Source organism: Sorangium sp. So ce1335, assembly GCF_051521615.1.
Classification (GTDB): domain Bacteria; phylum Myxococcota_A; class Polyangia; order Polyangiales; family Polyangiaceae; genus Sorangium.
This window is the reverse complement of the sequence record NZ_CP150363.1, coordinates 6391635-6414686: the sequence shown is the minus strand read 5'-3', so window position 1 is coordinate 6414686 and position 23052 is coordinate 6391635. Positions and strand designations below refer to the sequence as shown.

Annotated in this window: 18 protein-coding genes; 6 read left to right on the top strand and 12 right to left on the bottom strand. The window is 70.3% G+C overall.

Going from position 1 to position 23052, the window contains the following annotated elements; genetic code table 11:
- Positions 1 to 28: 28 nt before the first annotated feature.
- The 3 genes from WMF24_RS23670 to WMF24_RS23660 all read right to left on the bottom strand — a co-directional run bounded on the left by WMF24_RS23670 (position 29) and on the right by WMF24_RS23660 (position 5377).
- A complete protein-coding gene (locus WMF24_RS23670) occupies positions 29 to 616 on the bottom strand; it encodes a helix-turn-helix domain-containing protein (RefSeq protein WP_437738704.1) in 588 nt (195 codons plus the stop codon).
- A gap of 419 nt (positions 617 to 1035) precedes the next feature.
- Complete coding sequence (locus WMF24_RS23665; protein WP_437738703.1) at positions 1036 to 2973, bottom strand: DNA gyrase/topoisomerase IV subunit B; 1938 nt, start codon at positions 2971 to 2973, stop codon at positions 1036 to 1038.
- Position 2974: 1 nt separating this feature from the next.
- On the bottom strand, positions 2975 to 5377 hold the full coding sequence (locus tag WMF24_RS23660) for a DNA gyrase/topoisomerase IV subunit A (RefSeq protein WP_437738702.1): 2403 nt from the start codon (positions 5375 to 5377) through the stop codon (positions 2975 to 2977).
- Between the two features lie 309 nt (positions 5378 to 5686).
- Between WMF24_RS23660 and bamA the strand changes: the two genes are divergently transcribed.
- Positions 5687 to 8338, top strand: a complete 2652-nt coding sequence (bamA, locus tag WMF24_RS23655; protein WP_437738701.1) for an outer membrane protein assembly factor BamA — start codon at positions 5687 to 5689, stop codon at positions 8336 to 8338.
- 254 nt (positions 8339 to 8592) lie between these two features.
- Complete coding sequence (locus WMF24_RS23650) at positions 8593 to 9375, top strand: rhomboid family intramembrane serine protease (protein ID WP_437738700.1); 783 nt, start codon at positions 8593 to 8595, stop codon at positions 9373 to 9375.
- Between the two features lie 51 nt (positions 9376 to 9426).
- On the opposite strand, the gene WMF24_RS23645 is transcribed toward WMF24_RS23650, so the two are convergent.
- The 9 genes from WMF24_RS23645 to WMF24_RS23605 form a co-directional block, all read right to left on the bottom strand.
- Positions 9427 to 9741, bottom strand: coding sequence for a hypothetical protein (locus WMF24_RS23645; RefSeq protein WP_437738699.1), 315 nt, complete (start codon positions 9739 to 9741; stop codon positions 9427 to 9429).
- A gap of 123 nt (positions 9742 to 9864) precedes the next feature.
- Positions 9865 to 11784, bottom strand: coding sequence for an RNA polymerase sigma factor RpoD (rpoD, locus tag WMF24_RS23640; protein WP_437738698.1), 1920 nt, complete (start codon positions 11782 to 11784; stop codon positions 9865 to 9867).
- 117 nt (positions 11785 to 11901) lie between these two features.
- On the bottom strand, positions 11902 to 13851 hold the full coding sequence (gene dnaG, locus WMF24_RS23635; RefSeq protein WP_437738697.1) for a DNA primase: 1950 nt from the start codon (positions 13849 to 13851) through the stop codon (positions 11902 to 11904).
- 199 nt (positions 13852 to 14050) lie between these two features.
- Positions 14051 to 14608: an ATP synthase F1 subunit epsilon gene (gene atpC, locus WMF24_RS23630; RefSeq protein ID WP_437738696.1), complete on the bottom strand. Its 558-nt coding sequence runs from the start codon at positions 14606 to 14608 to the stop codon at positions 14051 to 14053.
- A gap of 7 nt (positions 14609 to 14615) precedes the next feature.
- Positions 14616 to 16040 (bottom strand): F0F1 ATP synthase subunit beta, encoded by a 1425-nt coding sequence (gene atpD / locus WMF24_RS23625; protein ID WP_437738695.1) that lies wholly within the window; start codon positions 16038 to 16040, stop codon positions 14616 to 14618.
- A 144-nt stretch (positions 16041 to 16184) separates the two neighbouring features.
- Entirely contained in the window at positions 16185 to 17015 is an 831-nt protein-coding gene (gene rsmA, locus WMF24_RS23620; protein WP_437738694.1) for a 16S rRNA (adenine(1518)-N(6)/adenine(1519)-N(6))-dimethyltransferase RsmA, read from the bottom strand.
- Between the two features lie 9 nt (positions 17016 to 17024).
- On the bottom strand, positions 17025 to 18701 hold the full coding sequence (locus WMF24_RS23615) for a DUF58 domain-containing protein (protein ID WP_437738693.1): 1677 nt from the start codon (positions 18699 to 18701) through the stop codon (positions 17025 to 17027).
- Between the two features lie 7 nt (positions 18702 to 18708).
- Positions 18709 to 19686 (bottom strand): AAA family ATPase, encoded by a 978-nt coding sequence (locus WMF24_RS23610; protein WP_437738692.1) that lies wholly within the window; start codon positions 19684 to 19686, stop codon positions 18709 to 18711.
- Positions 19683 to 21110 (bottom strand): DUF4350 domain-containing protein, encoded by a 1428-nt coding sequence (locus WMF24_RS23605; RefSeq protein WP_437738691.1) that lies wholly within the window; start codon positions 21108 to 21110, stop codon positions 19683 to 19685. The genes WMF24_RS23610 and WMF24_RS23605 overlap by 4 nt, the downstream gene beginning before the upstream one ends.
- Positions 21111 to 21359: 249 nt before the next feature.
- Here WMF24_RS23605 and WMF24_RS23600 point away from each other — a divergent pair, with 249 nt between their 5' ends.
- The 4 genes from WMF24_RS23600 (at position 21360) to rimM (ending at position 23049) form a co-directional block, all read left to right on the top strand.
- The gene (locus tag WMF24_RS23600; RefSeq protein ID WP_104982642.1) at positions 21360 to 21542 is read left to right on the top strand and encodes a hypothetical protein; all 183 of its coding nucleotides are present in this window, start codon (positions 21360 to 21362) and stop codon (positions 21540 to 21542) included.
- Positions 21543 to 22004: 462 nt separating this feature from the next.
- Positions 22005 to 22271: a 30S ribosomal protein S16 gene (gene rpsP, locus WMF24_RS23595; protein WP_012237071.1), complete on the top strand. Its 267-nt coding sequence runs from the start codon at positions 22005 to 22007 to the stop codon at positions 22269 to 22271.
- Position 22272: 1 nt separating this feature from the next.
- Positions 22273 to 22524 (top strand): KH domain-containing protein, encoded by a 252-nt coding sequence (locus tag WMF24_RS23590; RefSeq protein WP_061608562.1) that lies wholly within the window; start codon positions 22273 to 22275, stop codon positions 22522 to 22524.
- A 12-nt stretch (positions 22525 to 22536) separates the two neighbouring features.
- A complete protein-coding gene (rimM, locus tag WMF24_RS23585; protein WP_437738690.1) occupies positions 22537 to 23049 on the top strand; it encodes a ribosome maturation factor RimM in 513 nt (170 codons plus the stop codon).
- Positions 23050 to 23052 lie beyond the last annotated feature (3 nt).

Here is a 23052-nt window from a genome sequence, read left to right as displayed (position 1 = left end):
GCCGGCGCCTTCGTCAGATGGCGTCAGATCACTCCGCCGAGGCGTCGCTCGCCTCGGCCTCGCTGGCCGGGGCCAGCGCGCCGCCGCGCTTCGACAGGAGCGCCCGGAGCTCCGCCGGCCTGCGGAAGCCGATGCGGCGGGCGACCTCCCCCTCCGTGAGCCCTTCGCGTAAGAGCGTCCGGGCCCGCTCGGCGCGCACCTCGTCGTAATAGACGTGCGGCGATAGCCCGAAGGCGGCACGGAAGAGCCGAGCGAAGTGAAACTCGGACAGATCGAGATCCAGCGCGACCTCGTAGGAGCGGATCCTCTGGCCCGCTTCCGCGGCGCTGCGGATTCGATCACGGCCGAGCAGGAGCCGCTCCGACGTGCTGCGCGGGAGCGGGGCTGCCGGGTGCGGCGGCGTGGAGCGCGAGACCGCGGTCGCTGCGGCGCGCTCGCGTGCCGGCTGCGCGCTGTAGCTCGACGCTGCGGCGCGCGGCGGCGCCGTGAGCCGCGCGGCCGGCGTGCTGCTCGGGAGCGCGGCGGAAGTGGCCGGGACCGACAGGGCGCGTGCGGCCGGCGTGGTGTGGGACGAGGAGGGTGCGATCGGAGTCGAGATGGGAAGCGCAGTCGTCACGAGTACCTCTCCAGCGGTGAAAGGGCGGTGTGCCGCGGTCATCGCGGCCACCGGTAGGGCGTATTGCAACCGGTAGGCCGCAAGCGGACGCAGCGCTTCTGGCTCAGGTGATCCGGCATCCCGCGGCACAAAACGCCGGGATTTCAGGTCAACCTGCTCGCGATGTCATGTAGGGTGTGGCCTGGCGTTCACGCGACACAGACGCCCGGGATCATTTGTGCCTGGCACACCGTGCCTTCTCGCGGCGCACGCCAGCGCGAAGGCGTGTGACGAGGACTCCTCGCGGAAGGCGTGTCACGAGGACTCCTCGCGCCGCTGTCGCTGCTGTCAGGTGATGATGAATGCGCGCCGGCGTCCCGGCATCCAATGCGGTGCGCGCGCGGTGTGTCTCAGCGATCTCCGGATCGCGGCGTCGAGGATCAGACGTCGATCTCGGCGTTCGGCGCCCGCTCCATGATGAAGCGGAAGCGCGCCTGGGCGTCTTTACCCATCAGCTCGTTCAGGATGCGGTCGGTCTCGATCTCTCCCTCGATCACGATGCGCAGCGCGCGGCGGCGGCGGATGTCGAGCGTCGTCGCCTTGAGGTCCTCCGCGGGCATCTCGCCGAGCCCCTTGAACCTCGAAATGTCCGCCTTCGCCGTCCTGGGGAGCTTCGCGAGGATCCGGTCTCGCTCTGCGTCGTCGAGCGCCCAGTGCGTCTCCTTGCCGACGTCGATCCGATAGAGCGGCGGCTGCGCCAGGAACACGTGGCCGCCGCGGAGCAAGCCGGGCAGGTGTCGGTAGAAGAACGTCAGCAGCAGCGTGGCGATGTGCTGGCCGTCGCTGTCGGCGTCCATCAGCAGAAAAATCCGGCCGTAGCGCAGCTTGGAGGCGTCGAAGTCCTTCCCGAAGCCGCAGCCGAGCGCGCTCACGATGTCCTGGAGCTCCTTGTTGCCGAGCACCTTCGAGGTCGAGGCCTGCTCCGCGTTGAGCACCTTGCCGCGCAGCGGGAGGATCGCCTGGGTCCGGCGATCCCGGCCCTGCTTGGCGGAGCCGCCGGCGCTGTCGCCCTCGACGATGAAGAGCTCGCTCTCGCTGGGATCGGTCGAGGAGCAGTCGGCGAGCTTGCCCGGCAGGTTGAGCCGGTGGGACACCGGCGTCTTGCGCAGGACCTGCTGGGTCGCCTCGCGCCGCGCCTCCCTCGCGCGCGCCGCCAGGATCGCGCGCGCCACGATCGACTCGCCGGCCGTGCCGTTGTGGAGCAGCCACTGCTCGAGCGCGGGCCGTACCAGGCCCTCGACCGCCGGCCCAGCCTCCGGGTTGTTGAGCCGATCCTTCGTCTGCCCCTGGAACTGAGGTTCCTGGATGTAGATGGACAGGACCCCCACGATCCCCTCGCGGATGTCGTCGGCCGTCAGCGTCACGCCCTTCGGCTGGATCTTCTTGGCGTCCATGAAGGCGCGGACCGCCTTCACGATCGCGGCGCCGAAGCCGGACTCGTGCGCGCCGCCCGCGTGGGTGGGGATACCGTTGACGTACGACCTCACGTAGTCGTCGGTCGACTCGGTCCACTGGAGCGCGGCCTCGAGCCGGATCTCGCCCTCGCGCGCGACGTAGAAGATGGACGGGTGCGTCACCGCCTTGCCGCGCTGGGCGACCAGCTTCGGCAGGAAGTCCGCGATGCCGTTCGGGTGGAGCAGCTCGATCGACTCGCCGGACGCGAGATCGCGGAACACGATCGCGAGCCCTCCGTGGAGGTACGCCTTGGCCTCCAGGCGCTCGCGGATGGTCTCGGCGTCGAGCTTCCGGCCCTGCCCGAAGATCTCCGGATCCGGCCGGAAATGGATGCTCGTGCCGTGCTTCCGGGTGGGCGCGCCCTTCTTCAGCTTGCTGATGGGCACCCCGCGCGAGAACGTCTGCTGGTGCTCGAACCCGTCGCGCAGCACCCGGACCTCGACGAGCTCGGAGAGCGCGTTGACGACGCTCGAGCCGACGCCGTGGAGCCCGCCGGAGACCTTGTAGTTGTCGCTCGCGAACTTCCCGCCCGCGTGCAGCGTGCAGAAGATGAGCTCGAGCGCGGGGCGCTTGTACCGGGGGTGGACGTCCACGGGGATGCCGCGCCCGTCGTCGGTCACGGTCGCGCCCTGGTGGTCGGCGTCGAGCGTCACCTCGATCCGCTTCGCGTGCCCGTTGATCGCCTCGTCGACGGCGTTGTCGACGATCTCCCAGAGCAGGTGGTGGTAGCCCCTGGCGTCGGTGCCGCCGATGTACATGGCGGGGCGCTTGCGGACGGGCTCGAGCCCCTCGAGCACCTCGATGTCAGCAGCCGTGTAACGTGCGCCGGACGCGGCGCGGACCGGGGGATTCGTGGCGGCCATGTCAGCTCACCTCCAGCGTCGGTACGACGACGGCCGGCGGCACCACCCGGGCGAAGCGGTCGCGTCGCGCGACCGGCTCTCCCTGGGTGCCGCGGGCGCCGGCGATCTTGCTCGCGGCGATCTCGAGCGTCTTGCCCTTCTCGGTCTCGACCGTGATCGTGTCGTTCGGGCCGAGCGCGAGCGCGGCGCCGACGAGGCGCTCGCCCTCGGCGACCCGCATCACGACCGAGCCCTTGCCCGGGCCAGAGAGCAGCGCTAGCTCCTCCACGGCCACGCTGAGCGCCCACGCGTCGGTCGTGGCGCAGAGCACGCTGTCGGCCCCGTTCACGGCGTGGACGAAGAGCACCTCGTCGCCGTCGTTCAGCTTGGCGAAGCGGCGCCCGGAGCGCGTCGAGGGGTCGCGGTGCGGGCGCAGCGAGAACCGGAAGCCCAGGCCGCCGCGCGTGATCGCGAGCGCGAAGGGCGGCTCGGGCTCTGCCGCGTCCGGGGTGGGCGCCGGGACATCGATCGCCCTCGGATCGAAGGAGAGCATCGCGATCATCCGCTCGCCGTCGGCCAGCTTGAACAGCTTCTGCACGGGGTCGCCGTAGCCGGTCGACTGCGGCACGTCGTGGATGCGGCACACGTAGCACGCGCCGAGGTTCGAGAAGAACGCGACCGTCGACCGCGTCGATCCGGCGACCGCCGCGAGCACGCTGTCGCCCTCGCGGACGCGCGTCGACGAGAGATCCCGCACCTCGCGGACCCGCTTCACCCAGCCCTGCGCCGAGAGGATGACGTTCGCGTCCTCGGCGACGATGAAGTCCTCGGCCTGGTACTCGGGCTCGTCGATCGAGCCGACCACCTTGGTGCGGCGCTTCTCGCCGTAGGACCCCTTGATCTCGACGAGCTCGTCGCGGACGATCCCCCAGCGCTTCGCCTCGCTCTTGAGCAGCCCCTCGATCCGCTTCGCCTCGGCGCGCTTCTCGGCGAGGTCCTTCTGGACGAGCAGGATCTCGAGCCGCGCCAGCCGGTAGAGCTTGAGCTCGAGGATCGCGTCCGTCTGCTCCTCGCTCAGGCTGAAGCGCTTCATCAGCTTCTCGGCCGCGTCGGCCTTGCCCTCGCTCTTGCGGATGATCCGGATCACCTCGTCGAGCGCGTCGAAGATCTTCTCGAACCCCTCGAGGATCGTGATCCGCCGCCTCAGCTCGCCGAGCTCGAACTCGAGCCGCCGCGTCACCGTCGCGTAGCGGAAGTCGAGGAACTTCGTCAGGATCTCGTGCAGGCCGAGCCGCCGCGGCGCGGCGACCTCCGCGTTGTCGGTGGGCACGAGGCAGGTGAGGTTCACCTGGACGTTGATGGCGAGCGGCGTCTGTTTGTAGAGGTACGCCATCACGAGCTGCGCGTCCGCGCCGCGCTTCAGCTCCATCACGATGCGCACCTCGCCCGTCGACTCGTCGCGCACGTCCACGAGCGTCGGCAGCTTCTTCGAGACGATCACCTCGGCGATCTTCTCGACGATCGCCTTCCGCTCGACCCCGTACGGGATCGAGGTGATCACGATCTGGGGCGCGGCGCCGCGCTTGCCGTCGCCCTCTTCCAGCTTCCACTCGCCGCGGAGCTTCAGCGACCCCTGGCCGGACGTGTAGACGGCCTCGAGCTCCTTCTTCGTCGCGTGGAGCTGCCCGCCGGTCGGGAAGTCGGGCCCCTTCACGTACGACAGCAGCTTCTGCGTGGTGAGCTCGCGGCTCTCGATCAGCGCGACGCACGCGTCGATCACCTCGCCGAGGTTGTGCGGCGGGATGCTCGTCGCCATCCCGACGGCGATCCCCTGCGAGCCGTTCACCAGGAGGTTGGGGAAGCGCGACGGCAGGACGATCGGCTCGAAGCGCGTCCCGTCGTAGTTGGGCCGGAAGTCCACGGTGCGCTGGCCGAGCTCGCTGAGCAGCTCGAGCGCGAGGGGGCGGAGCTTCGCCTCGGTGTAGCGCATGGCCGCCGGCGCATCGCCGTCCACCGAGCCGAAGTTCCCGTGGCCGGCGATGAGCGGCGCCCGCATCACGAAGTCCTGCGCGAGCCGGACCATCGCGTCGTAGATCGCGACGTCGCCGTGCGGGTGGTACTTGCCCATCACGTCGCCGACGACCGCGGCGCTCTTCCGGTACTTCGCGTCCGGGCCGAGGTGCAGGTCGTGGAGCATCGCGTAGAGGATGCGGCGCTGCACCGGCTTCAGCCCATCGCGCACGTCGGGGAGCGCGCGCGACGTGATGACGCTGAGCGCGTAGTTCAGGTACCGGCGCTGCGCTTCGTCGGCGAGCGAGGTGTCGGGCGCCGGGGGCGGCGGCGGCTCGCCGTCGTCGGGCCGGCCACCGCGGCGGCCCCTGCGGGGTGCGTCACCGTCGGGCGGAAGGGAGGGGGTTCGAGACACGCGTTACTCCACGGAGTGCGCGGGCACCGGCTGAACAGGTGCTCCGATGTTCAGGTGAACGCTGGCAAGCCTCGGCAATTACCCAGGGCCTCGCGCTCGGTCAAGGCTACCTTGCGGGAATTTCTGACGGCGGGTGCTCGCCTGCGCTCGTTCGGGCCCTTGCATAGCGTCAGATGGCCCGGAGATCGACCCGAACGCCGGGATCGCGGCATGGCCCGTCGTCGATGCCCTGTTTTCGGCGTCCGCCCTTGAGACTCACGGCGCACTGGGCTACGGGGTGGCGCCTTGTACGCGACAGGCACCCGTTCAATGCTTCGCCTCCCCGGCCGCTGGCAGCGGCTCGTCTGGCTCGGCCTCTTCCTGGTGTTCGTTGCGGCAGTGGCGTTGCGCCCCCGGCTCGCGGCCGCGCAGGTGCCCGGAAGTGCTCCGGGCGCCCAGCCGCCCGGGGGTGGCGCCACGCCGTCCCCCGCCCCGGCCGGCGCCGCTGCACCACCCGATCCGGCCGGCACGGCCGGAGGAGCACAGCCCGGCGCCGCCGGTACACCTGTGCAGGGCGCCGCCGACACGGCGGAGCCGACGCTCGACCTCGCGCCGACCGAGGCCGAGCTCGCCCGCGGGCAGCCGGTCGTTCAGGTCACCGTCGCCGGCAACCGGCGGGTCTCGACCGAGGACGTGCTCGTCTACCTCGGGCAGACGCGCGTCGGCCGGCCGTTCACCCCCGAGGGGCTGGCGCGCGACGTGCGCGAGCTCTGGGAGTCCGGCCTGTTCGATGACGTCGAGGTCGATCTCACCCGCCGCGACGACGGCGTGAGCCTGCGGGTGCTCGTCCGCGAGCGGCCGAGCATCAAGGCCATCGAGTTCTCCGGCAACAACGAGATCAGCAGCGAGGACCTCACCGAGGCGCTCTCTGTCGAGGTCAAGACCGGCACGATCTTGAGCTACGCGGCGATCCGGCGCGGTGTGCAGAAGCTCCGCGACAAGTACGCCGAGGAGGGCTACTTCCTCGCCGAGGTCAGCTACGAGATCAAACCGGAGCGGGAGAACCAGGTCACCCTCAAGTTCACGATCAAGGAGCACTCGCCGGTCACCGTCCGGCGCATCACCTTCATCGGCAACCACAACATCTCGGACGAAGAGCTCCGGGAGGTGATGATCACGGGGCAGGGGGGCTTCTTCGCCTTCGGCACGGGCGGCCCGTTCCGCCAGGACGCGTTCGAGCGCGACGTGCTCGTGATCAACGCGCTCTATTACGATCGCGGGTTCCTGGCGGTGCAGGTCGCGACGCCCCGGGTGATGCTCACGCCCGACCGCACCGGCATCGAGGTCACGCTGACGATCAACGAGGGGCCGCGGTTCCGCATCCGCTCGCTCCGCGTCTACGAGCGGGACGCCGACGGCCGCGAGATCGAGCCGCTCGGCGGGCGCCGGGCGCTGCGCGAGATGGTGCGCGCGAAGCCGGGGGACTGGTTCAACCGCGCCGAGCTCGCGAAGGATCTCAGCGCGATCCAGACGCTGTACCGCGACGCCGGCTACGCGAACGTCGAGGCGTCGCCCGACACCCAGCTCGACCCCGACCGGCGGGAGGTCGACATCACCGTCGGCATCCGCAGAAACCAGCTCGTCTATTTCGGGCGCATCGAGATCCGCGGCAACACGAAGACGCGCGACAAGGTGATCCGCCGCGAGATGGAGGTGGAGGAGCGGAAGCTCTTCAGCGAGACGAAGCTGGAGCGGTCGAAGCAGCGGATCACCGCGCTCGGCTACTTCGAGCGGGTCGACATTTCCACCGAGCAGGGCGAGGACGCCCAGCACATCAACGTCAACGTCGACATCGGCGAGAAGCCGACGGGCACCTTCCAGATCGGCGCCGGCTTCTCCAGCGTCGAGAGCTTCATCGCGACGGCGCAGGTCCAGCAGGCCAACCTGCTCGGAAGCGGCCAGTCGCTCTCGCTCCAGGCGCAGATCTCGGGGTTGCGGCGGCTCATCGACCTCCGCTTCTTCGAGCCGTACCTGTTCGACAGCCCGTTCTCCGCGGCGGTGAGCGTCTACAACCAGCTCCGGGCCTACAAGGAGTTCTCGCAGACCTCCACGGGCGGCTCGCTCACGATCGGCTACCCCCTCGTCGAGCCTGAGCTCCGCGCGCAGCTCACCTACACCCTGGAGAAGGACGAGATCTCGTCGTCCACGACGACCGGCCTCGGCACGGCGGACCCGCGGTCCACGTTCCAGCGGCTCCCGCTCTACAACCTCTTCAACGACGGGATCACGTCGAGCATCCGCCCTGCGCTCACCTACGACACGCGCAACAACCAGCTCTTCCCGACCTCCGGCATCTACCTGCAAGGCTCGGTGGAGCTCGCTCACAGCGCGTTCGGCAGCCAGAACGAGTTCCTGCGTTACCGCGCGACGGGGCGGTTCTACTACCCGATCACGGACAGCCTGGTCCTCAAGCTGAACACCGAGGCGGGCATGGTGACGAGCCCTAACCCGGAGGGCGTGCCGATCTTCGCCCGCTTCTTCCTGGGCGGCATCCTCGACGTCCGCGGCTTCGAGATCCGCGACATCGGCCCGCGCCTCCCGCTCCGCGACTCGCTGGATCCGAACTCTGCGCCGATCGCGAACGGCGCGAACATCGGCGGCAACCTGATGTACTACCAGAACCTCGAGCTGGAGTTCCCGCTCATCGAGGCCGTGCAGATCAAGGGCGTCGTCTTCACCGATCTGGGCAACGCCTGGAACCTCGAGAAGCTCTACTGCAACGCCGCCCCTGCCTCGCCGCACGACGTCACGAACCCGTGCTTCTCGCTCGAGCGCCTGCTCGACGTCCGCACCTCGTGGGGGCTCGGGCTCCGGTGGTTCTCGCCGCTCGGACCGCTGCGCTTCGAGTGGGGCTTCCCGTTCAAGCGCCTGCCTTACGAAGAGACGTACAAGTTCGAGTTCAACATCGGAAACTTCTTCTGAGCTGTCGCCCTGCGGGCAGCAGGGGACCAGGCAGCCATCGAAACAGGCGCGCTGCCGGCGTGCGTGCGTGCGCGCGCGCGTGCGTGTGCCGCCTCGGGCCCGCCGGGCGCTGCCGGGCAGCCCCTGCCCCGGAGCGTCCCGGCTGGCGTGACGCGGGCGCACGCCGGGGCGCGGCGGCGCGGGCAGGGGGCGGATCGCGGCAAAGTACGGGGGCAGCGGTTGCCGGGCGGGGGCGCGGCTGTTAGGTGGAAAGCATGCGCCCGGAGCACGGCTCGATGGGGTTCCCCAGGCCAGGCAAGGCCCTGCTGGGGATGATGATCGCGATCGGCTGTATCTGGGTGATGTTCACCCTGGGGCTGAACTGGGGCGGCGCCGGGGAAGGGGTCCTGGAGCCGTTCCTCGGCATCAGCGACCGGGTGCTGCACGGCCAGGTGTGGCGGCTGCTCACCGCGCCGCTCATCCACAGCCCGAGCGACCCCTGGCACTTCATCATGACGGTGCTCGGCCTGTACTTCCTCGGCACGTCGCTCGAGGAGCGATGGGGCGCCGGCCGCATGATCGCGTTCCTGTTCGGCTCCGCGGCGTTCGCGTTCGCGCTCCAGGTGGCGGTCGGCGCGCTCTTCCCGAAGGTGGCGCAGTCCGTGTTCTACGGCGGGCTCGGCATGATCGAGGCGGTCGCCGTCGCGTGGGCGCTCGCGCACCGCCACGCCACGGTCCGGCTCTTCTTCATCCTCCCCGTGACGGGCACCATGCTGCTCGTCTTCATCTTCGCGATCTCGGTGCTGAACGTGATCGCGATGCGCGCGCCCCCCGAGGGGCTGATCACGCCGTTCGGCGGCATGCTCGCGGGCTACCTCTTCGGCGACTTCTCTCCGCTGCGCCGCTTCTACCTGCGGATGCGCTTCCGCCAGCTCCAGGCCCAGTCCGCCGCGCTCCGCCGCGTCCCCGCGGCGCGCGGTCGATCGAGCGGCGCCCCGCTCCGGGTCATCCCCGGCGGTCAGAAAGACCCGCCGAAGGACAAGCGCTACCTCAACTGAACCGAGCTGAGCCGCCGAGGGGGCGCCTGCTGGCGCGCCCGCGGGCGCCCTTCACGGCGCGCCGCACCGGCGGAGATCCTCGAGCGTCTTCGCCCGGGTGAGGCAGTCGATCTCGCCCGGGTCGACCTCGCTCCCGGCGAGCTCGCGTTTGCAGTCCGACGTCCACTCCGACGAGAGCCGCTCGCCCTCGCTTGCGAGCACGACCGAGGCCTTCCCCGAGCCTCCTGGCTCTGCCGGCCCGGCCCGCTTCACCTCCGCCGCCCAGGCGGCGCGCATGGCCTCGCCGACCCTGCGGCAGTCGTCCTCGGACATGGTCTTCTTGCACCCGGCGCCGAGGAGCGCGCCTGCGACCGCGAGGAGGGCCACGGCGGCGCGCTGAGCGACAAGCGAGCCCCTCCCCCCACGAGCGCGCGGCTCGCCGGGGAGGGGATGGCAGCGCGGCCTGCTCGCAGGGCCTGCCTTCCGTCGCCGAGCGGGGCAGCCCACGGGCTAGCTGTCGATGAAGCTCTTGAGCTGCTTCGACCGGCTGGGGTGCCGGAGCTTGCGGAGCGCCTTCGCCTCGATCTGGCGGATGCGCTCGCGGGTGACCTCGAAGTCCTGGCCGACCTCTTCGAGCGTGTGATCGCTCTTCTCGCCGATGCCGAAGCGCATCCGGAGCACCTTCTCCTCGCGCGGGGTCAGCGTCTTCAGGACCTTACGGGTCTGCTCGGCGAGGTTCATGTTGATCACCGCCTCGGCGGGCGAGATCACGCTCTTGTCCTCGATGAAGTCGCCGAGATGCGAGTCCTCCTCCTCGCCGATGGGGGTCTCGAGCGAGATCGGCTCCTTCGCGATCTTCAGGACCTTCCGCACCTTGTCGAGCGGGAGCTCCATCTTCTCGGCGATCTCCTCGGGGGTCGGCTCGCGGCCGTACTCCTGCACGAGGTAGCGCGAGGTGCGGATCAGCTTGTTGATCGTCTCGATCATGTGGACCGGGATGCGGATCGTCCGCGCCTGGTCCGCGATCGCGCGGGTGATCGCCTGCCGGATCCACCACGTCGCGTACGTCGAGAACTTGTAGCCGCGCTTGTACTCGAACTTGTCGACGGCCTTCATGAGGCCGATGTTCCCCTCCTGGATGAGGTCGAGGAACTGGAGGCCGCGGTTCGTGTACTTCTTCGCGATGGAGACGACGAGGCGGAGGTTCGCCTCGACCAGCTCCGCCTTGGCGCGCTCGGCCATCCGCTCGCCTTCGCGGATGTTCTCGTAAGTCTCGCGGATCGCCGCGACGTCGATGTTGAGCTCTTCCTCGACCTTCTTCAGGCCCTTCTGGGCGTTCTTGATGGTCGACTCGAAGTCGTTGAGCTCCTCGCGGTTGACGTTGAGCTTCCTGGCGAGCCGCCCCTCGAGGGCGCGGTTGCCCTTCACCTTGATGAGCTCGCGCTTGAGCTCGCCCTTCGAGAGCCCCGTGCGCCGCTCCAGCTCCGTCGCGCCGGCCTCCGCCTTCTCGACCTTCGAGATGAGGCTCTTCAGCTTCTGGACGATCTTGTCGATCGTGCGCTTGTTGAGGCGCATCTCCTCGAGCGTCGTCACGAGCTCGGCCGTCGCCTGCGTCACCTCGACGTCGATCTGCTTGCGGCGGGCCTCGGTCTTGACGTCCTTGCGCTCCTCGAGGAGCTCCGCCTTCTTCTTGTCGACGCGCTTCACCTTGTCGATGAGGCGGATGATGCGCCGGTCGGCCTCCTCCTCGTCGAACTCCTGGTCGTCGTTCTCGGCGTCCTTGATGAGCTCCTTCACCCGGATCTTGTGCTTCCGGAGCTTCTCGCCGAGATCGATGATCTCGCGGACGGCGATGGGGGAGTCGAGGATGGCGGCGTTGACCTTCTGCTCGCCGATCTCGATCCGCTTCGCGATCTCGACCTCGCCCTCGCGGGTGAGCAGCGAGACGCTGCCCATCTTGCGGAGGTACATCCGGACGGGATCGTTCGACTTCGAGTAGTAGTCGACGTCCTCTTCCTCGCGGTCGGGCGTGACGACGAGCTTCTTCTCGCCCGCCTCCTCGTCCGCGATGCGCTTCGGCGCGATCTTCACCTGCGTGGCGCCGTCGACGATCTCGATGTCCTCGTCACCGAGGGCACCCACCACGTCGTCGAGCTGATCGGGCGCGACGTCCGCGGGGAGCGCGTCGTTCACCTCGTCATAGGTGAGGAAGCCCTTGCTCTTGCCGGTCTCGACGAGTTTTTCCAGCGTCTTCCGGTCCTTCTCGGACCGCTCGGCTCGGATGCCCGCGTCTCCTTTGTTGCTTGGGCGTGCCCCTGCCTCAGCGTGCCCGCGTGTCGAAGCGTGCCGCGCGCCGTTCAACGCGCCGCCCCCCGCCGCCCTCGCGACCCCGCCTGCCCGACCGGAAGATTGCTTGGCCTTGCTCGCCATTACCTCATGCTCCACTTTCGGCGATCTGCTCGCCGCGACCGACAAGACACCAACGATTCCGACAAACTCTAGGGATCACGCACGTCGGGGCGCCACGTCGGGGCGACCCGGAACGCATCAAGGAAGACCGAGCCCCCCCGCTCTTCGCTGGAATAGCTCACGCAGCAAAGCGTTTTCAGCTTCGGCGTCGACAGCGCTCTTCTGAAGCTGGCTCATCACGGCGGCCTTCTGTCGGGCCAGGGCTTGCCTGCTCAACTTTTTCGAGTTCTCCAAGAGCGTCGCCTTGGCCGTTGAGGCCGCTTCGAAGACAGGCGAGACCAGCCGTCCAGCCGCGAATGAATGGATCGGACCCGGGACTTGCGCAAGAAATTCGCCGGCGGCAAGTCCCATTTCAAGAATGAAATTTTGACGCGCTGCGACAATTGCAAGAGCGACGTCGCCCTCCAGACATTCGAGCGCGGCCTGGACGTCGTCGTCGACGAGCAGCTCGGGGAAATCGAGGATCGATCCCAGGATCTCGAGGCTGATCTCCTGGATCTGCGCGCGCGACCGGGCGTGCTCCCAGGTCTCGGTCGACTGGCCGGAGGGGGTCACCTCGCGGGTGGGCTGGCCTCGCGGCCGGGAGAGCGATTCCTCGACGACGCGCTCGAGCTGCCGGAGGTCGTCGGGGGAGCGACCGCCGATCACGAGCTTCGAGGAGACGCGGTCGGCGTAGAGCTTCGCCATCATCCGGAGGTTGGGGTCGTCCTCCTCGGCGAGCAGCGCGGCCACGGCGCGCACGCGGGCGAGCTGCTCGGGCAGCGACGAGCCGCCGAAGCTGTCGCCGTCGAGCGCCTCGTCGATGAGGTGCTCGAGCAGGCCGCGCGCCCCCTTGAGGATGCGCGCGACCGCCTCGGGGCCGTGCTTGCGCGCGAGGTCGTCGGGATCGAGGCCGGCGGGCAGCACGGCGACGCGGGCGCTGAGCCCCGCCTCGCGGCACGGGGTGCGCGCCGCGCGCGTCGCCTTCTTGCCGGCCGCGTCGCCGTCGAAGAGCAGGACGACCGCGGGCGCGAAGCGCTTGATGAGCTTCGCCTGTCCGGGCGTGAACGCGGTGCCGAGCGGCGCGATCGCGTTGCCGATGCCGCGCGCGTGGAGCGCGACGACGTCGAAGTTGCCCTCCACGAGGACCGCCTCGCCGCGCTGCCGGATCGCCTGGCGCGCCTGGTACAGGCCGAAGAGGTGCTCGCCCTTCGTGTAGATCGGCGACTCGGGGCTGTTGATGTACTTCGCCGGGGCGCTGTCGGCCTGCGGCGCAGGGCCGGTGAGGCCGAGCGACGAGAGCTCCGCGGGGCTCGGATCCGGCAGCGCGCGCCCGCTGAACGCGATCACGCGGCCCATCACGTCGGTGACGGCGAACATGAGCCGGTGCCGGAAGCGGTCGTAATGGCCGCTCCCCGACGAGCGCGGCACGAGGAGCCCGACGCGCTCGCCGAGGACCGGGGAGACGCCTTGTTGCCGCAGGAAGGTGGCGAGCCCGTCCCAGCCGAACGGGGCGTAGCCGATCCGGAACGACTGGAGGGCGTCGGAGATCGGATCGACCGATCCATCGCCGTCGCGCAGGGGCAGGCCGCGGCGCTGCAGCTCCTCGTGGGCGTAGCGCGCGAGCGGGTGGGGGCTCGTGCCCGGGCCGCCGCGGAGGCTGTGCTCGAAGAACGTCGCGGCGAGGTGGTTGACGGCGTAGAGGTCGTCCTTCGACTTGCGCGCGGCCTGCGCTTCACGCCGCTCGGCCTCGGTCATCGCCTCGGCCACCTCGATGCCGGCGCGCTCCGCGAGCGCGCGCACCGCCTCGGCGAACGTCCGGCCCTCGAGCTTCATCACGAAGTCGATGGCGCTGCCGGTCTCCTTGCAACCGAAGCAGTGATAGAACCCGCGGTTCGGGTTCACGTGGAAGCTCGGCGTCTTTTCCTTGTGGAAGGGGCAGAGCCCGGTGAACGAGTGTCCGCGGCGCGTGAGGCGCACGCTCTCGCCGATGAGCGCTACGAGATCCGTGCGCTCTTTCACGAGCGCGATCGTCTCCGGAGAGATCATGGGCTGCCTTGAAGGCCCCGTGCGCGCGGGGCCCGCAGATCGTCACGGGTGAACCCGGGCGGCGTGGCGGCGTTCGCGCCAGCGCCTGGGCGATGCGGGCAGCTCGCGAAGCGGGAGAGCTCCCAGGCCTTCGCGGCCAGTGTAGAGACCAGTGTCCTGTGCGGCGGCCGCACGCGCAAGGCGGTTGCCGCCAGGAACGTCACTTCGGATCGGGGAACGGAGACCCGGGCTTCTTGTGGTCCGTGAGGCTCTCGTCGGGGTGGGAGGCCTCGACCATCTCCTCGACCGACGGCGCCTCGGCGTGATCGACGAGGAACCGCGTGTCCTCGCGGACCATGGGCGGCGGCGGATCGCCGATGAGCTCGAGCTCGGTGGCGAGCCACTGCTCCTCTTCAATGAGCTCGCGGCGGCGCGGATCAGTCAGGTCGCCTTGCCAGTGGTCGAGCTCAGCGTCGACCTCCTTGAGCCGGAGGCGCACCCTCACGACGTCGACGTCGGCCTTCTTCGCGAAGCGCTCGGTGAGCAGCAGCGCGGTGTCGTGGGCGACCTCGACGAAGCCGTGATGGACGGCCAGGCGGTGCTCCTGGCCGTTCTGGTGGTAGGTCACGAGGCCGGTCCGGAGGGCAGCCAGCAGCGGGAGGTGCCCCGGCAGCACGCCGAACTCGCCGGCGACGCTCGGCGCGGTCACGTCGGTGACCTGCTCGCGCAGCGCGACGCCGGTCGGCGTCACGATTTCGAGGAGGATTGTGTCGGCCATGGCTGCTTCAAGCCGCCCTCTGCGAGGCCCGAGCCTTCACCTCGTCGATGCCGCCCACCAGATAGAAGTCCTGCTCGGCGACGTGGTCGAGCTTGCCGTCGAGGATCTCCTCGAACCCCGCGATCGTGTCCTTGAGGGGCACGAGCTTGCCCTCGAGGCCGGTGAACTGGGCCGCGACGAAGAACGGCTGCGACAGGAACTTCTGGATCTTGCGGGCGCGCGACACGACAAGCTTGTCGTCCTCGCTGAGCTCGTCCATGCCGAGGATGGCGATGATGTCCTGGAGGTCCTTGTAGCGCTGCAGCGTCTGCTGCACGCGCCGCGCGACCGAGTAGTGCTTCTCCCCGACGATCTGGGGATCGAGCATCGTCGAGTTCGAGTCGAGCGGATCGACGGCCGGGTAGATGCCGAGCTCCGAGATCGCGCGCGAGAGCACCGTGGTGGCGTCGAGGTGGGCGAACGCCGTGGCGGGGGCGGGGTCGGTCAGGTCGTCGGCAGGGACGTAGATCGCCTGCACGCTGGTGACAGAGCCCTTGGTCGTCGAGGTGATGCGCTCCTGGAAGGCGCCCATCTCCGTGGAGAGGGTCGGCTGGTAACCGACGGCGCTGGGAATACGCCCGAGGAGCGCGCTCACCTCGGAGCCCGCCTGGGTGAACCGGAAGATGTTGTCGACGAACAGGAGCACGTCCTGGCCCTCCTCGTCGCGGAAGTGCTCGGCCACGGCGAGCGCCGAGAGCGCGACGCGGGCGCGGGCGCCCGGGGGCTCGTTCATCTGGCCGTAGATGAGCGCGGCCTTGGAGATGACGGGGCTGCCGTCCGCGAGCTTCGACTCGCTCATCTCGAGGAAGAGGTCGTTGCCCTCGCGCGTCCGCTCGCCGACGCCGGCGAAGACCGACACGCCGCCGTGCGCCTTCGCGACGTTGTTGATGAGCTCCAGGATGAGCACCGTCTTGCCGACGCCGGCGCCGCCGAAGAGGCCGATCTTGCCGCCCTTGCGGTAGGGGGCGATCAGGTCGATGACCTTGATGCCGGTCTCGAAGACCTCGACCTTGGTCGACTGCTCGATGAACGGCGGAGGATCCCTGTGGATCGGCGCCATCTTCTTCGCGTTCACCGGGCCGGCCTCGTCGATCGGCACGCCGACGACGTTCAGGATGCGGCCGAGGCACTCGTTGCCGACGGGAACCATGATGGGCTTGCCCGTGTCGCGGACTTCCATGCCGCGCACGAGGCCGTCGGTGGAGTCCATCGCGATGGTGCGCACCGTCGACTCGCCGAGGTGCTGGGCGACCTCGAGCACGAGGTTGTCAGGCTCGGCCGAGATGCTCGGGTTGCTCACCTTGAGCGCGTTCAGAATCTTGGGTAGCTGGCCCGACGGAAAATCGACGTCGACGACCGGTCCGATGACCTGAGTGATCTTTCCAACAACCATGGAGCGGGAGCCCTCCTCGTACGAGCTTTGACGAGTCGCGCGGCGCACTAGCACGGACCTGCGCGTCCGACTAGGGGTTCCGCGGCCCACTCCCTTCAGAGAACGCCTGCGCCGGGGGGCGGTCGGCGCTCGCGCGGTGGGTGGTCAGCGGCCCTTGGCGGCGGCGATCCGCGCGAACGCCTCGACGCTGAGCGTCTCGCCGCGCGCGTCGAGCGAGATGCCGGCGTCCTTCGCGCGGCGATCGAGCTCCTCGGGCGACCAGCCGTAGAGGTTCTTCCAGGCGTTGCGGAGCGTCTTGCGGCGAGCCGAGAAGGCCGCGCGCACGGCGGCGCGGAAGGCGTCCGTCTCCTCGGCGCGCCGCGGGCGCGACGGCGTCAGGACGACGACGGCGGAGTCGACCTCGGGCCTCGGGTAGAAGGCGCCGGCGCGCGCGATCAGCAGGCGGCGCACGTCGAACGCCGCTTGCACGAACACCGAGAGCGCGCCGTAGTCGGCGGTGCCGGGGGCGGCGGTGAGGCGCTCCGCGACCTCGAGCTGCACCATGAACACCGCGCGATCGATCTCGTGCGCGATCGTGGTCGCCTGCTCGAGGAGGCGGCCCGTGAGCTGGTACGGGAGGTTGCCGGCCACCGCGCGCGGGGGCGGCTTTCCGGCGAGCGAGGCGACCCAGTCGACCTGGGCGGCGTCGGCCTCGAGCAGCGTCAGCCGACCCTCCTCGATCGGGCCGGCGAGCTGCTCGCGGAGGATCGGGACGAGGTCGCGGTCGCGCTCGATCGCGACGACGTGCGCGGCGCGCTCGAGGAGAGGTCGCGTCAGCGCGCCGAGCCCCGCGCCGATCTCGACGACCGCGCCGCCGGTCGGCGTGGTGGCCGCCTCCGCGATCCGGCGCGCAGCCTCGGTGTCGACGAGGAAATTCTGCCCGAACGCTTTCTTGGGAGAGAGCCCGCGCGCGCGCAGGAGCTCGGAGATCGACATCGCTCGTCCTCAGGCGTGAGGTGGGGGCGCCCCGTTGTGGGGCGCTGCCGCGGCTGCGCTCGGCGCAGCCGCTGTCGTGGCGCGAAGCCGTACCACGCGCACGCCCGCCTTGCGGAGCACGGCCTCGCGGCGGGTCTGCGCCACGCGCGCGCGGATGAGCACGGCCTCGGCCGCGATGGGCGCGAGCTCCTGGAACGCCTTGTCTGCCGGCGTGGGGGCCCGACGCTCATCGTCGCCCTCGCTCTCCTGCGGGCGGGGGGCTTCCCAGGGAGGGCTGAGCCCCGGCTCGAGATCCGGGAGCACCCACATCACCTGGACGGCCTTCCGCGAGAGCCGCCGCACCGCCTCCGAGAGCCGGCCGAGCTGCGCGTCGGCGGGGGGCGGCGCGAGGACGTAGACCATGCTCGCGCGCGGCTTGGTGCGCGCGGCGTGCGTGAGCGACTCCGCGATGGTCACCGCGGAATCGCGCCGGTCCGGCTCGGACCGCGCGGGCGACTCGATGCCGTAGCTGGCGAGATAGCGGCGCAACGTGCGCTCGCGCTGCGAGCGCCCGAGCGGCGCCGTCGCCGAGAACGGCGCGCGCGACCGCATCGACTCGGCGCGGGCGGCCAGCCGGTCGAGGTCGCCGCGGCGCAGGTCGTCGAGGCCGCGCCCGTCGAGCGGCCTGAGGTGCTCGAGGACGCGCGCCGCGACGTCGGACTCGTCGAGCTCGCTGCGGTCGGCGTCGTAGGTGCCGCACCCGACGGTGAGCGCGTGCGCGATCTTCTGGCCGTGTCCCGGGCCGTGGTCGGGCGGGATCGTCACGCGCGGGCCGGGCGCGAGGATGATGAGCCCGACGCGATCGCCGCGCCCGAGGTGCCTCGTGGCGACGGACGAGGCCTCGTCGATCATGAGATCGAGCGGGGCGCGGCCGAGCGGGCCGGCCCAGAGGTCCACGGCCGCGTCGACGAGGATCCAGACAACGTCCCGCTCTTCGCGCTCGAACTCCCTCACGAGCAGCGTGCCCCGGCGCGCGCTCGCCTTCCACGCGATCTTCCGGAACGGGTCCCCCGGCTGGTGCTCTCGCAGCTCGCGCAGGTCGTCCCCTTCGCCGCGCACGCGCCCGGGCTTGCCGGACGCGGCGAGGAGGTGGCTTCGCCCTCCGCGCGGCTGCGTCAGGTACGCCATGAAGGGCCGCGGCAGCACCTCGATCCCGTAAGGGTTCGCGAACGTCAGCGGGACCTCGAAGAGGCCCGGGGCGCCGTGCACCTCGAGCGCGAGCCCGTGGAGCCCGTGCTGGCCGACGCGCGGCGTCCGCACGACGACCTTCACCTTGAGCCGCCCCGAGGCGGAGACCTCCCCGCGGCTCGGCTCGATGCGCACGTCGAGCTGCGACGACGCGATCGCGCGCAGCTTCACGTAGCGCGCCGCGAGCGTGTCGCGGTTCCGCACCTCGGCCTCGATCTCCACGGTGCCGCCGCGCGCGGACCGCAGGACCCGCTTCGAGCCGCCCCAGAGCATCTCGAACCCTGCAGCGCGGATGCGCGCCACCGAGACGAGCGTCACGCCGCGGGCCAGCGCGATCGCGACGAGGATCGCCCCGCCCCAGCCGACGATCGCCGGCTCGCGCGCGATGAGCCCGGCGCCCATGACCGCGACGCCGGCGATGGCCAGGTGGGCGGCGGTGCGCGTGGGGTAGAGCTGCATGGGCGACCTACGTCGGTCGCGCCGCGCGCCGGTAGCCCACGCGCTGGACCGCCTCCTCGATGATGGCGTCGCGCGCCTTCGTGTCCACGTCGGCCTCGGGCACGAGCACCAGGCGGTGCGCGAGCGTCGCGGGCGCCATGCCGCGCACGTCGTCCGGCGTCACGAACGGGCGGCCGCCGATCACCGCCGCGGCCTTCGCCGCCTGGATGAGCGCGAGCGTGGCCCGCGGCGACGCGCCGAGCAGGACGCGAGGGTGCGTCCGCGTGAACGCCGTGAGGTTCACCGCGTACTCGTACAGATCCTCCTCGACGTGGATCCGTCGCGCGACGCCCTGCAGCATGAGGAGGTCCTGGACGGCGAGCGTCGCCCGCGCCCGCGGCGGCTCGACGTTGTGCGCGCGGAGCATCGCCACCTCGTCCTTGTGCTGCGGGTAGCCCAGGCTCACCCGGATGAGGAACCTGTCGATCTGCGCCTCCGGCAGCGGGTAGGTCCCCTCGAGATCGATCGGGTTCTGCGTCGCGAGCACCATGAAGGGCGACGGCAGCTCGAAGCGATCACCCTCGATCGTCACCTGCCGCTCCTGCATGGCCTCGAGCAGGGCGGACTGGGTCTTCGCCGGGGCGCGGTTGATCTCGTCGGCGAGCACGACGTTCGCGAAGATCGGGCCGGGGCGCAGCGTGAACGTCCCCTCCTTGGGCGACAGGACGTACGTCCCCGTGATGTCGGCGGGCAGGAGGTCGGGCGTGAACTGGATCCGCCGCACGGACGCGCCCAGCGCGGCCGCGAACGCCTTCACCAGCGTCGTCTTCGCGACGCCGGGGACACCTTCCAGCAGCACGTGCCCCTGCGCGAGCAGGGCGGTGAGCATCAGATCGATCACGCGCGACGATCCGATGTAAACGCGCGTGATCTCCCGCCGGACCGCCTCGATCCGCTCCTTGGCAGCGGAGATTTCGTCGACGGCGACGGCTTGAACCTGGTTCATCGAGCGCCTTTGTCAGAGGGTGGTGGTGCGAGCTTCGCGTCTGCCTGCGAGGGCCGCGCCTCCGGCGCCGCCGCCGCGCGGCCCTCCGGCGCGCCGGGGTGAGATCCGCGCGGCGGCTTCCGGCCGTCGGCGCCGCAGGCGGCGAGGACCTTCCGCACGACGTCGGCCGCGTGCAACAGCGCTGGCCTGGACACGTTCGCCGGCTTGCCGGCGACGACGGACGCTTCGACTCGGTACATGGAGCCCAGAACCTCCTTGAATGCCGAGAGGGCCCGCTCGTCAAGAGATCCCTCTCGGGCCACGAGCCGCGCGACCGCCTCCTGCGTCGGGTTGGCCTCGAGGCCGAACCGCACGGACAGGGCCTCGAATAGCGCGCTCTTCAGCTCGAGGAACGCGAGCCCGCGGGGCGACGACGGGGCGGCGAGCACGGCGAAGCGCCCGGCGGCGCCTCCCTGCGCGACGAGCGGCGTCGGGCGGGCGTATCGAGGGAGCGGGCTCCGGTAGGGGCGCGCCGAGGCGCGCGCGGTCCAGAGCGCGAGGCCGAGGCCGGCGAGCGCCGCGAGCGCGAGGAGGGCGCCGCCGGGCAAGCCGTCGCGGCGGGCGTCCTCGACGGCGCTGGCGAAGGCCTTGAGCTGCGCGTCGAGGTCCTTGCGGAGCGACGACTCGCCGCCGAACGAGCTCTCCTCGTCGAACCGGTTCGCGACGATGTAGAGCTGCCCCCGGCGCGGCTGAGCCCCGTCCTCGTCGACGAGGTAGCGCGTCAGGCCCGACACGAACGCCCGGTTGCCCGGGTACCGGAGCATCATGTTCATCAGCGCGGACGGGTCGCCCATCGCGAAGAGCCGGCCCTTGCCGACCTGCCCGGCGACGGCGACGATCACGTCGGGCTCGCTGACGGCGCGGATCCGCAGCACGGGCGAGAGGTTCGGGTGCCTCAGGCCGGTCGCGTGGTTCGTGACGAGCCGCTGCACCTGGCTGACGACGGGGTGCGGGCCGATGGCGTGGCCGCCGACGACGTCGACGACCGGCTCCGCGATGGCGAGGGCGGGGCGGTTCCGGAGCGCGGCGACCGGCCGGGCTGGCGTCGGGATGCGCTCGATCTGGAACCGCCGGAGCGTGTCGTCGCCGCGGCCGAAGTCGTCGACGATCGCGAGCCGCCCGCCGGCCTTCATGAACGACGTCGTGTCGTCCGCGTCGAGCGCCTGCAGCGGGTGGAGCACGAGGATCCCGTCCTCGGGGCCGATCCGGCTCCAGTCGAGCACAGCGACGGCGTGGACCCTCGCGACACCGAGCTCCGCGCGCGCGATCTCGAGGAGCTCCGAGCAACCTTCCCAGCTCTGGTCGCTCACGTCGAAGGCCGCGCTCGCTGATCGGACGGGCGCGAGCAGCGCAATCAGCGCCGCCAGCGCCGCCAGCGCGACCACGCGGGAGCGGCATGTCGCCCGCCGGCGCACCTGCGGACGCCGATCATCCCTGGGAAATTCGAAGGATGCGTGCGCAAGCCACGCGCCGTACCGCGTCATGAGCGCCGCGAACATACCACTGTCGGCCCGAGCGATAACCTTGACCCGCCATCCCACATTGCTAGATTCGCTTCTAAGAGCGGGGTGCTTTCTCCCAGACCTCGTTCCACCAATTCAGCCGAGTACTCTACGAGGTGGAGGGGTTAGTCGATGCTTCCTCCGTTCATCATCGAGCAAATACGGCAGCGCGAAGAAGAGAAGGATCGGTCAAGAAGAGAAGAAATTCGACCGCGCCTCGAGCTGCCGATCGAACGCTACCCCGCACCTCGTCGTCTTCCGGACGCGGAAGAGGACGATCCCAACCGGGGCGTCATCATCCTCGACCTGGGCTGACGCCACGTGTAGCACGCAAGCCCCCCGTCTGATTCCCGCGGGAACGCCTCCCGAAGCGTCCCTGAAGAAGCCTCCCTGGAAACCGCCGAGCGGCTACCCCAGCGAGCCGCCCCGCAACGCTTTCCCGTACCTCCGCAAGCTCCGAAGATCGGCGACGTGCGTCCTTCGATGCGCCCACGGAGCTCGTTGTTTCGCCTGAACCGATGTCCGGCGGATCTCGTCCGGTCGGAACGGGATGCCGGCGGGCTCGAGCGCGTCCCGCCCCGCGCACGCGAAAGAGGGCAAGAAATCGCTCTTTGCGGGTCTCGCCACGCTTGTGCGGGGTTGACCACCGGCGGGATCTTCGCCTAGGTTGCGCCCCCGCTTCTGGCGCCGAGCACTGAACGAGCTACGCTCCGGCGCCTCAGAGCAGGCCGTGCACAACGTGCGCACGGGCTCTTCCATTCGATCGAGGTTCTACAGATGGCCGTTCATATTCGCCTCGCCCGCGCGGGCACCAAGAAGACGCCCTTCTACCGCATCGTCGTCGCCGACCAGCGCAGCCCGCGCGGCGGCAGGTTCATCGAGCGGCTGGGCACGTACGACCCGCGCAGGACGGAGATCCGCCTCGATGTGCCCCGCGTGAGGCACTGGATCTCGAACGGCGCCCAGCCGACGCACACGGTGGCGCTGCTCCTGAAGCACCCTGGGCTCGCCCAGGCCGCCGCGCCGGCGGACGCCGCGAAGTAGCATGGCCTCCTCGACGTCTCCGCTGGTCGATCTCGTCGCGCTCGTTGCCCGAGCGCTCGTCGATCACCCGGACCGGGTGGTGGTGCGCGAGGTCGCGGGCGACCGCTTCCCGCGGATCGAGCTGACGGTCGCGCGCGAGGACATCGGCAAGGTGATCGGCAAGGACGGGCGCACCGCGCAGTCGATCAGGACGCTGCTGAGCGCCGCCGCGAGCAAGTCGGGGCGGCGCGCGCACCTCGACATCCTCGACTGAGACGGATCCGACGTGGAGCGACGTTACGTTCCCGTCGCGGAGATCGCCCGTCCGCACGGCGTGCAAGGGGAGCTGCGGCTTCGGCTCTACAACGAGGCGTCCGACCTGCTCGTCGCACGGCTCGCGGTCAAGCTGCGCCTCCCGGACGGGGCCGAGCAGGACGCGAAGATCGTCGCGACGCGGCCCGTCGACAAGGCGCTCCTCGTGCGGCTCGCGGGCGTCGACGACCGCGACGCGGCCGAGGCGCTGCGCGGCGCGCAGGTGTGCGTGCCGCGCGACGCGTTCGCGCCGCTCGCCGAGGGCGAGTTCTACGCGTGCGACGTCGAGGGGGCCCGCGTGATGACCCCCGAGGGCGCGTTGCTCGGGCACGTGAAGTCGCTCCAGTCGTACCCGACCTGCGACGTCCTCGTCGTGGAGCGGCGCGGCGCAGACGCGATCGAGATCCCGCTGACCGAGAGCTTCGTCGGCAGCGTGGACGTGGAGCAGCACCTGGTCCAGCTCGTCACGCTGGAAGGCCTCGTTTGATCC

Excerpts from the sequence above, each read along its gene's own strand:
- rpoD (WP_437738698.1), bottom strand. The coding sequence starts at position 11,784 with ATGGCGAGCAAGGCCAAGCAATCTTCCGGTCGGGCAGGCGGGGTCGCG.
- rpsP (WP_012237071.1), top strand. The coding sequence starts at position 22,005 with ATGGCCGTTCATATTCGCCTCGCCCGCGCGGGCACCAAGAAGACGCCC.
- atpC (WP_437738696.1), bottom strand. The coding sequence starts at position 14,608 with ATGGCCGACACAATCCTCCTCGAAATCGTGACGCCGACCGGCGTCGCG.
- WMF24_RS23650 (WP_437738700.1), top strand. The coding sequence starts at position 8,593 with ATGCGCCCGGAGCACGGCTCGATGGGGTTCCCCAGGCCAGGCAAGGCC.
- WMF24_RS23610 (WP_437738692.1), bottom strand. The coding sequence starts at position 19,686 with ATGAACCAGGTTCAAGCCGTCGCCGTCGACGAAATCTCCGCTGCCAAG.
- bamA (WP_437738701.1), top strand. The coding sequence starts at position 5,687 with ATGCTTCGCCTCCCCGGCCGCTGGCAGCGGCTCGTCTGGCTCGGCCTC.
- WMF24_RS23665 (WP_437738703.1), bottom strand. The coding sequence starts at position 2,973 with ATGGCCGCCACGAATCCCCCGGTCCGCGCCGCGTCCGGCGCACGTTAC.
- dnaG (WP_437738697.1), bottom strand. The coding sequence starts at position 13,851 with ATGATCTCTCCGGAGACGATCGCGCTCGTGAAAGAGCGCACGGATCTC.
- WMF24_RS23590 (WP_061608562.1), top strand. The coding sequence starts at position 22,273 with ATGGCCTCCTCGACGTCTCCGCTGGTCGATCTCGTCGCGCTCGTTGCC.
- WMF24_RS23600 (WP_104982642.1), top strand. The coding sequence starts at position 21,360 with ATGCTTCCTCCGTTCATCATCGAGCAAATACGGCAGCGCGAAGAAGAG.
- rsmA (WP_437738694.1), bottom strand. The coding sequence starts at position 17,015 with ATGTCGATCTCCGAGCTCCTGCGCGCGCGCGGGCTCTCTCCCAAGAAA.
- atpD (WP_437738695.1), bottom strand. The coding sequence starts at position 16,040 with ATGGTTGTTGGAAAGATCACTCAGGTCATCGGACCGGTCGTCGACGTC.
- WMF24_RS23615 (WP_437738693.1), bottom strand. The coding sequence starts at position 18,701 with ATGCAGCTCTACCCCACGCGCACCGCCGCCCACCTGGCCATCGCCGGC.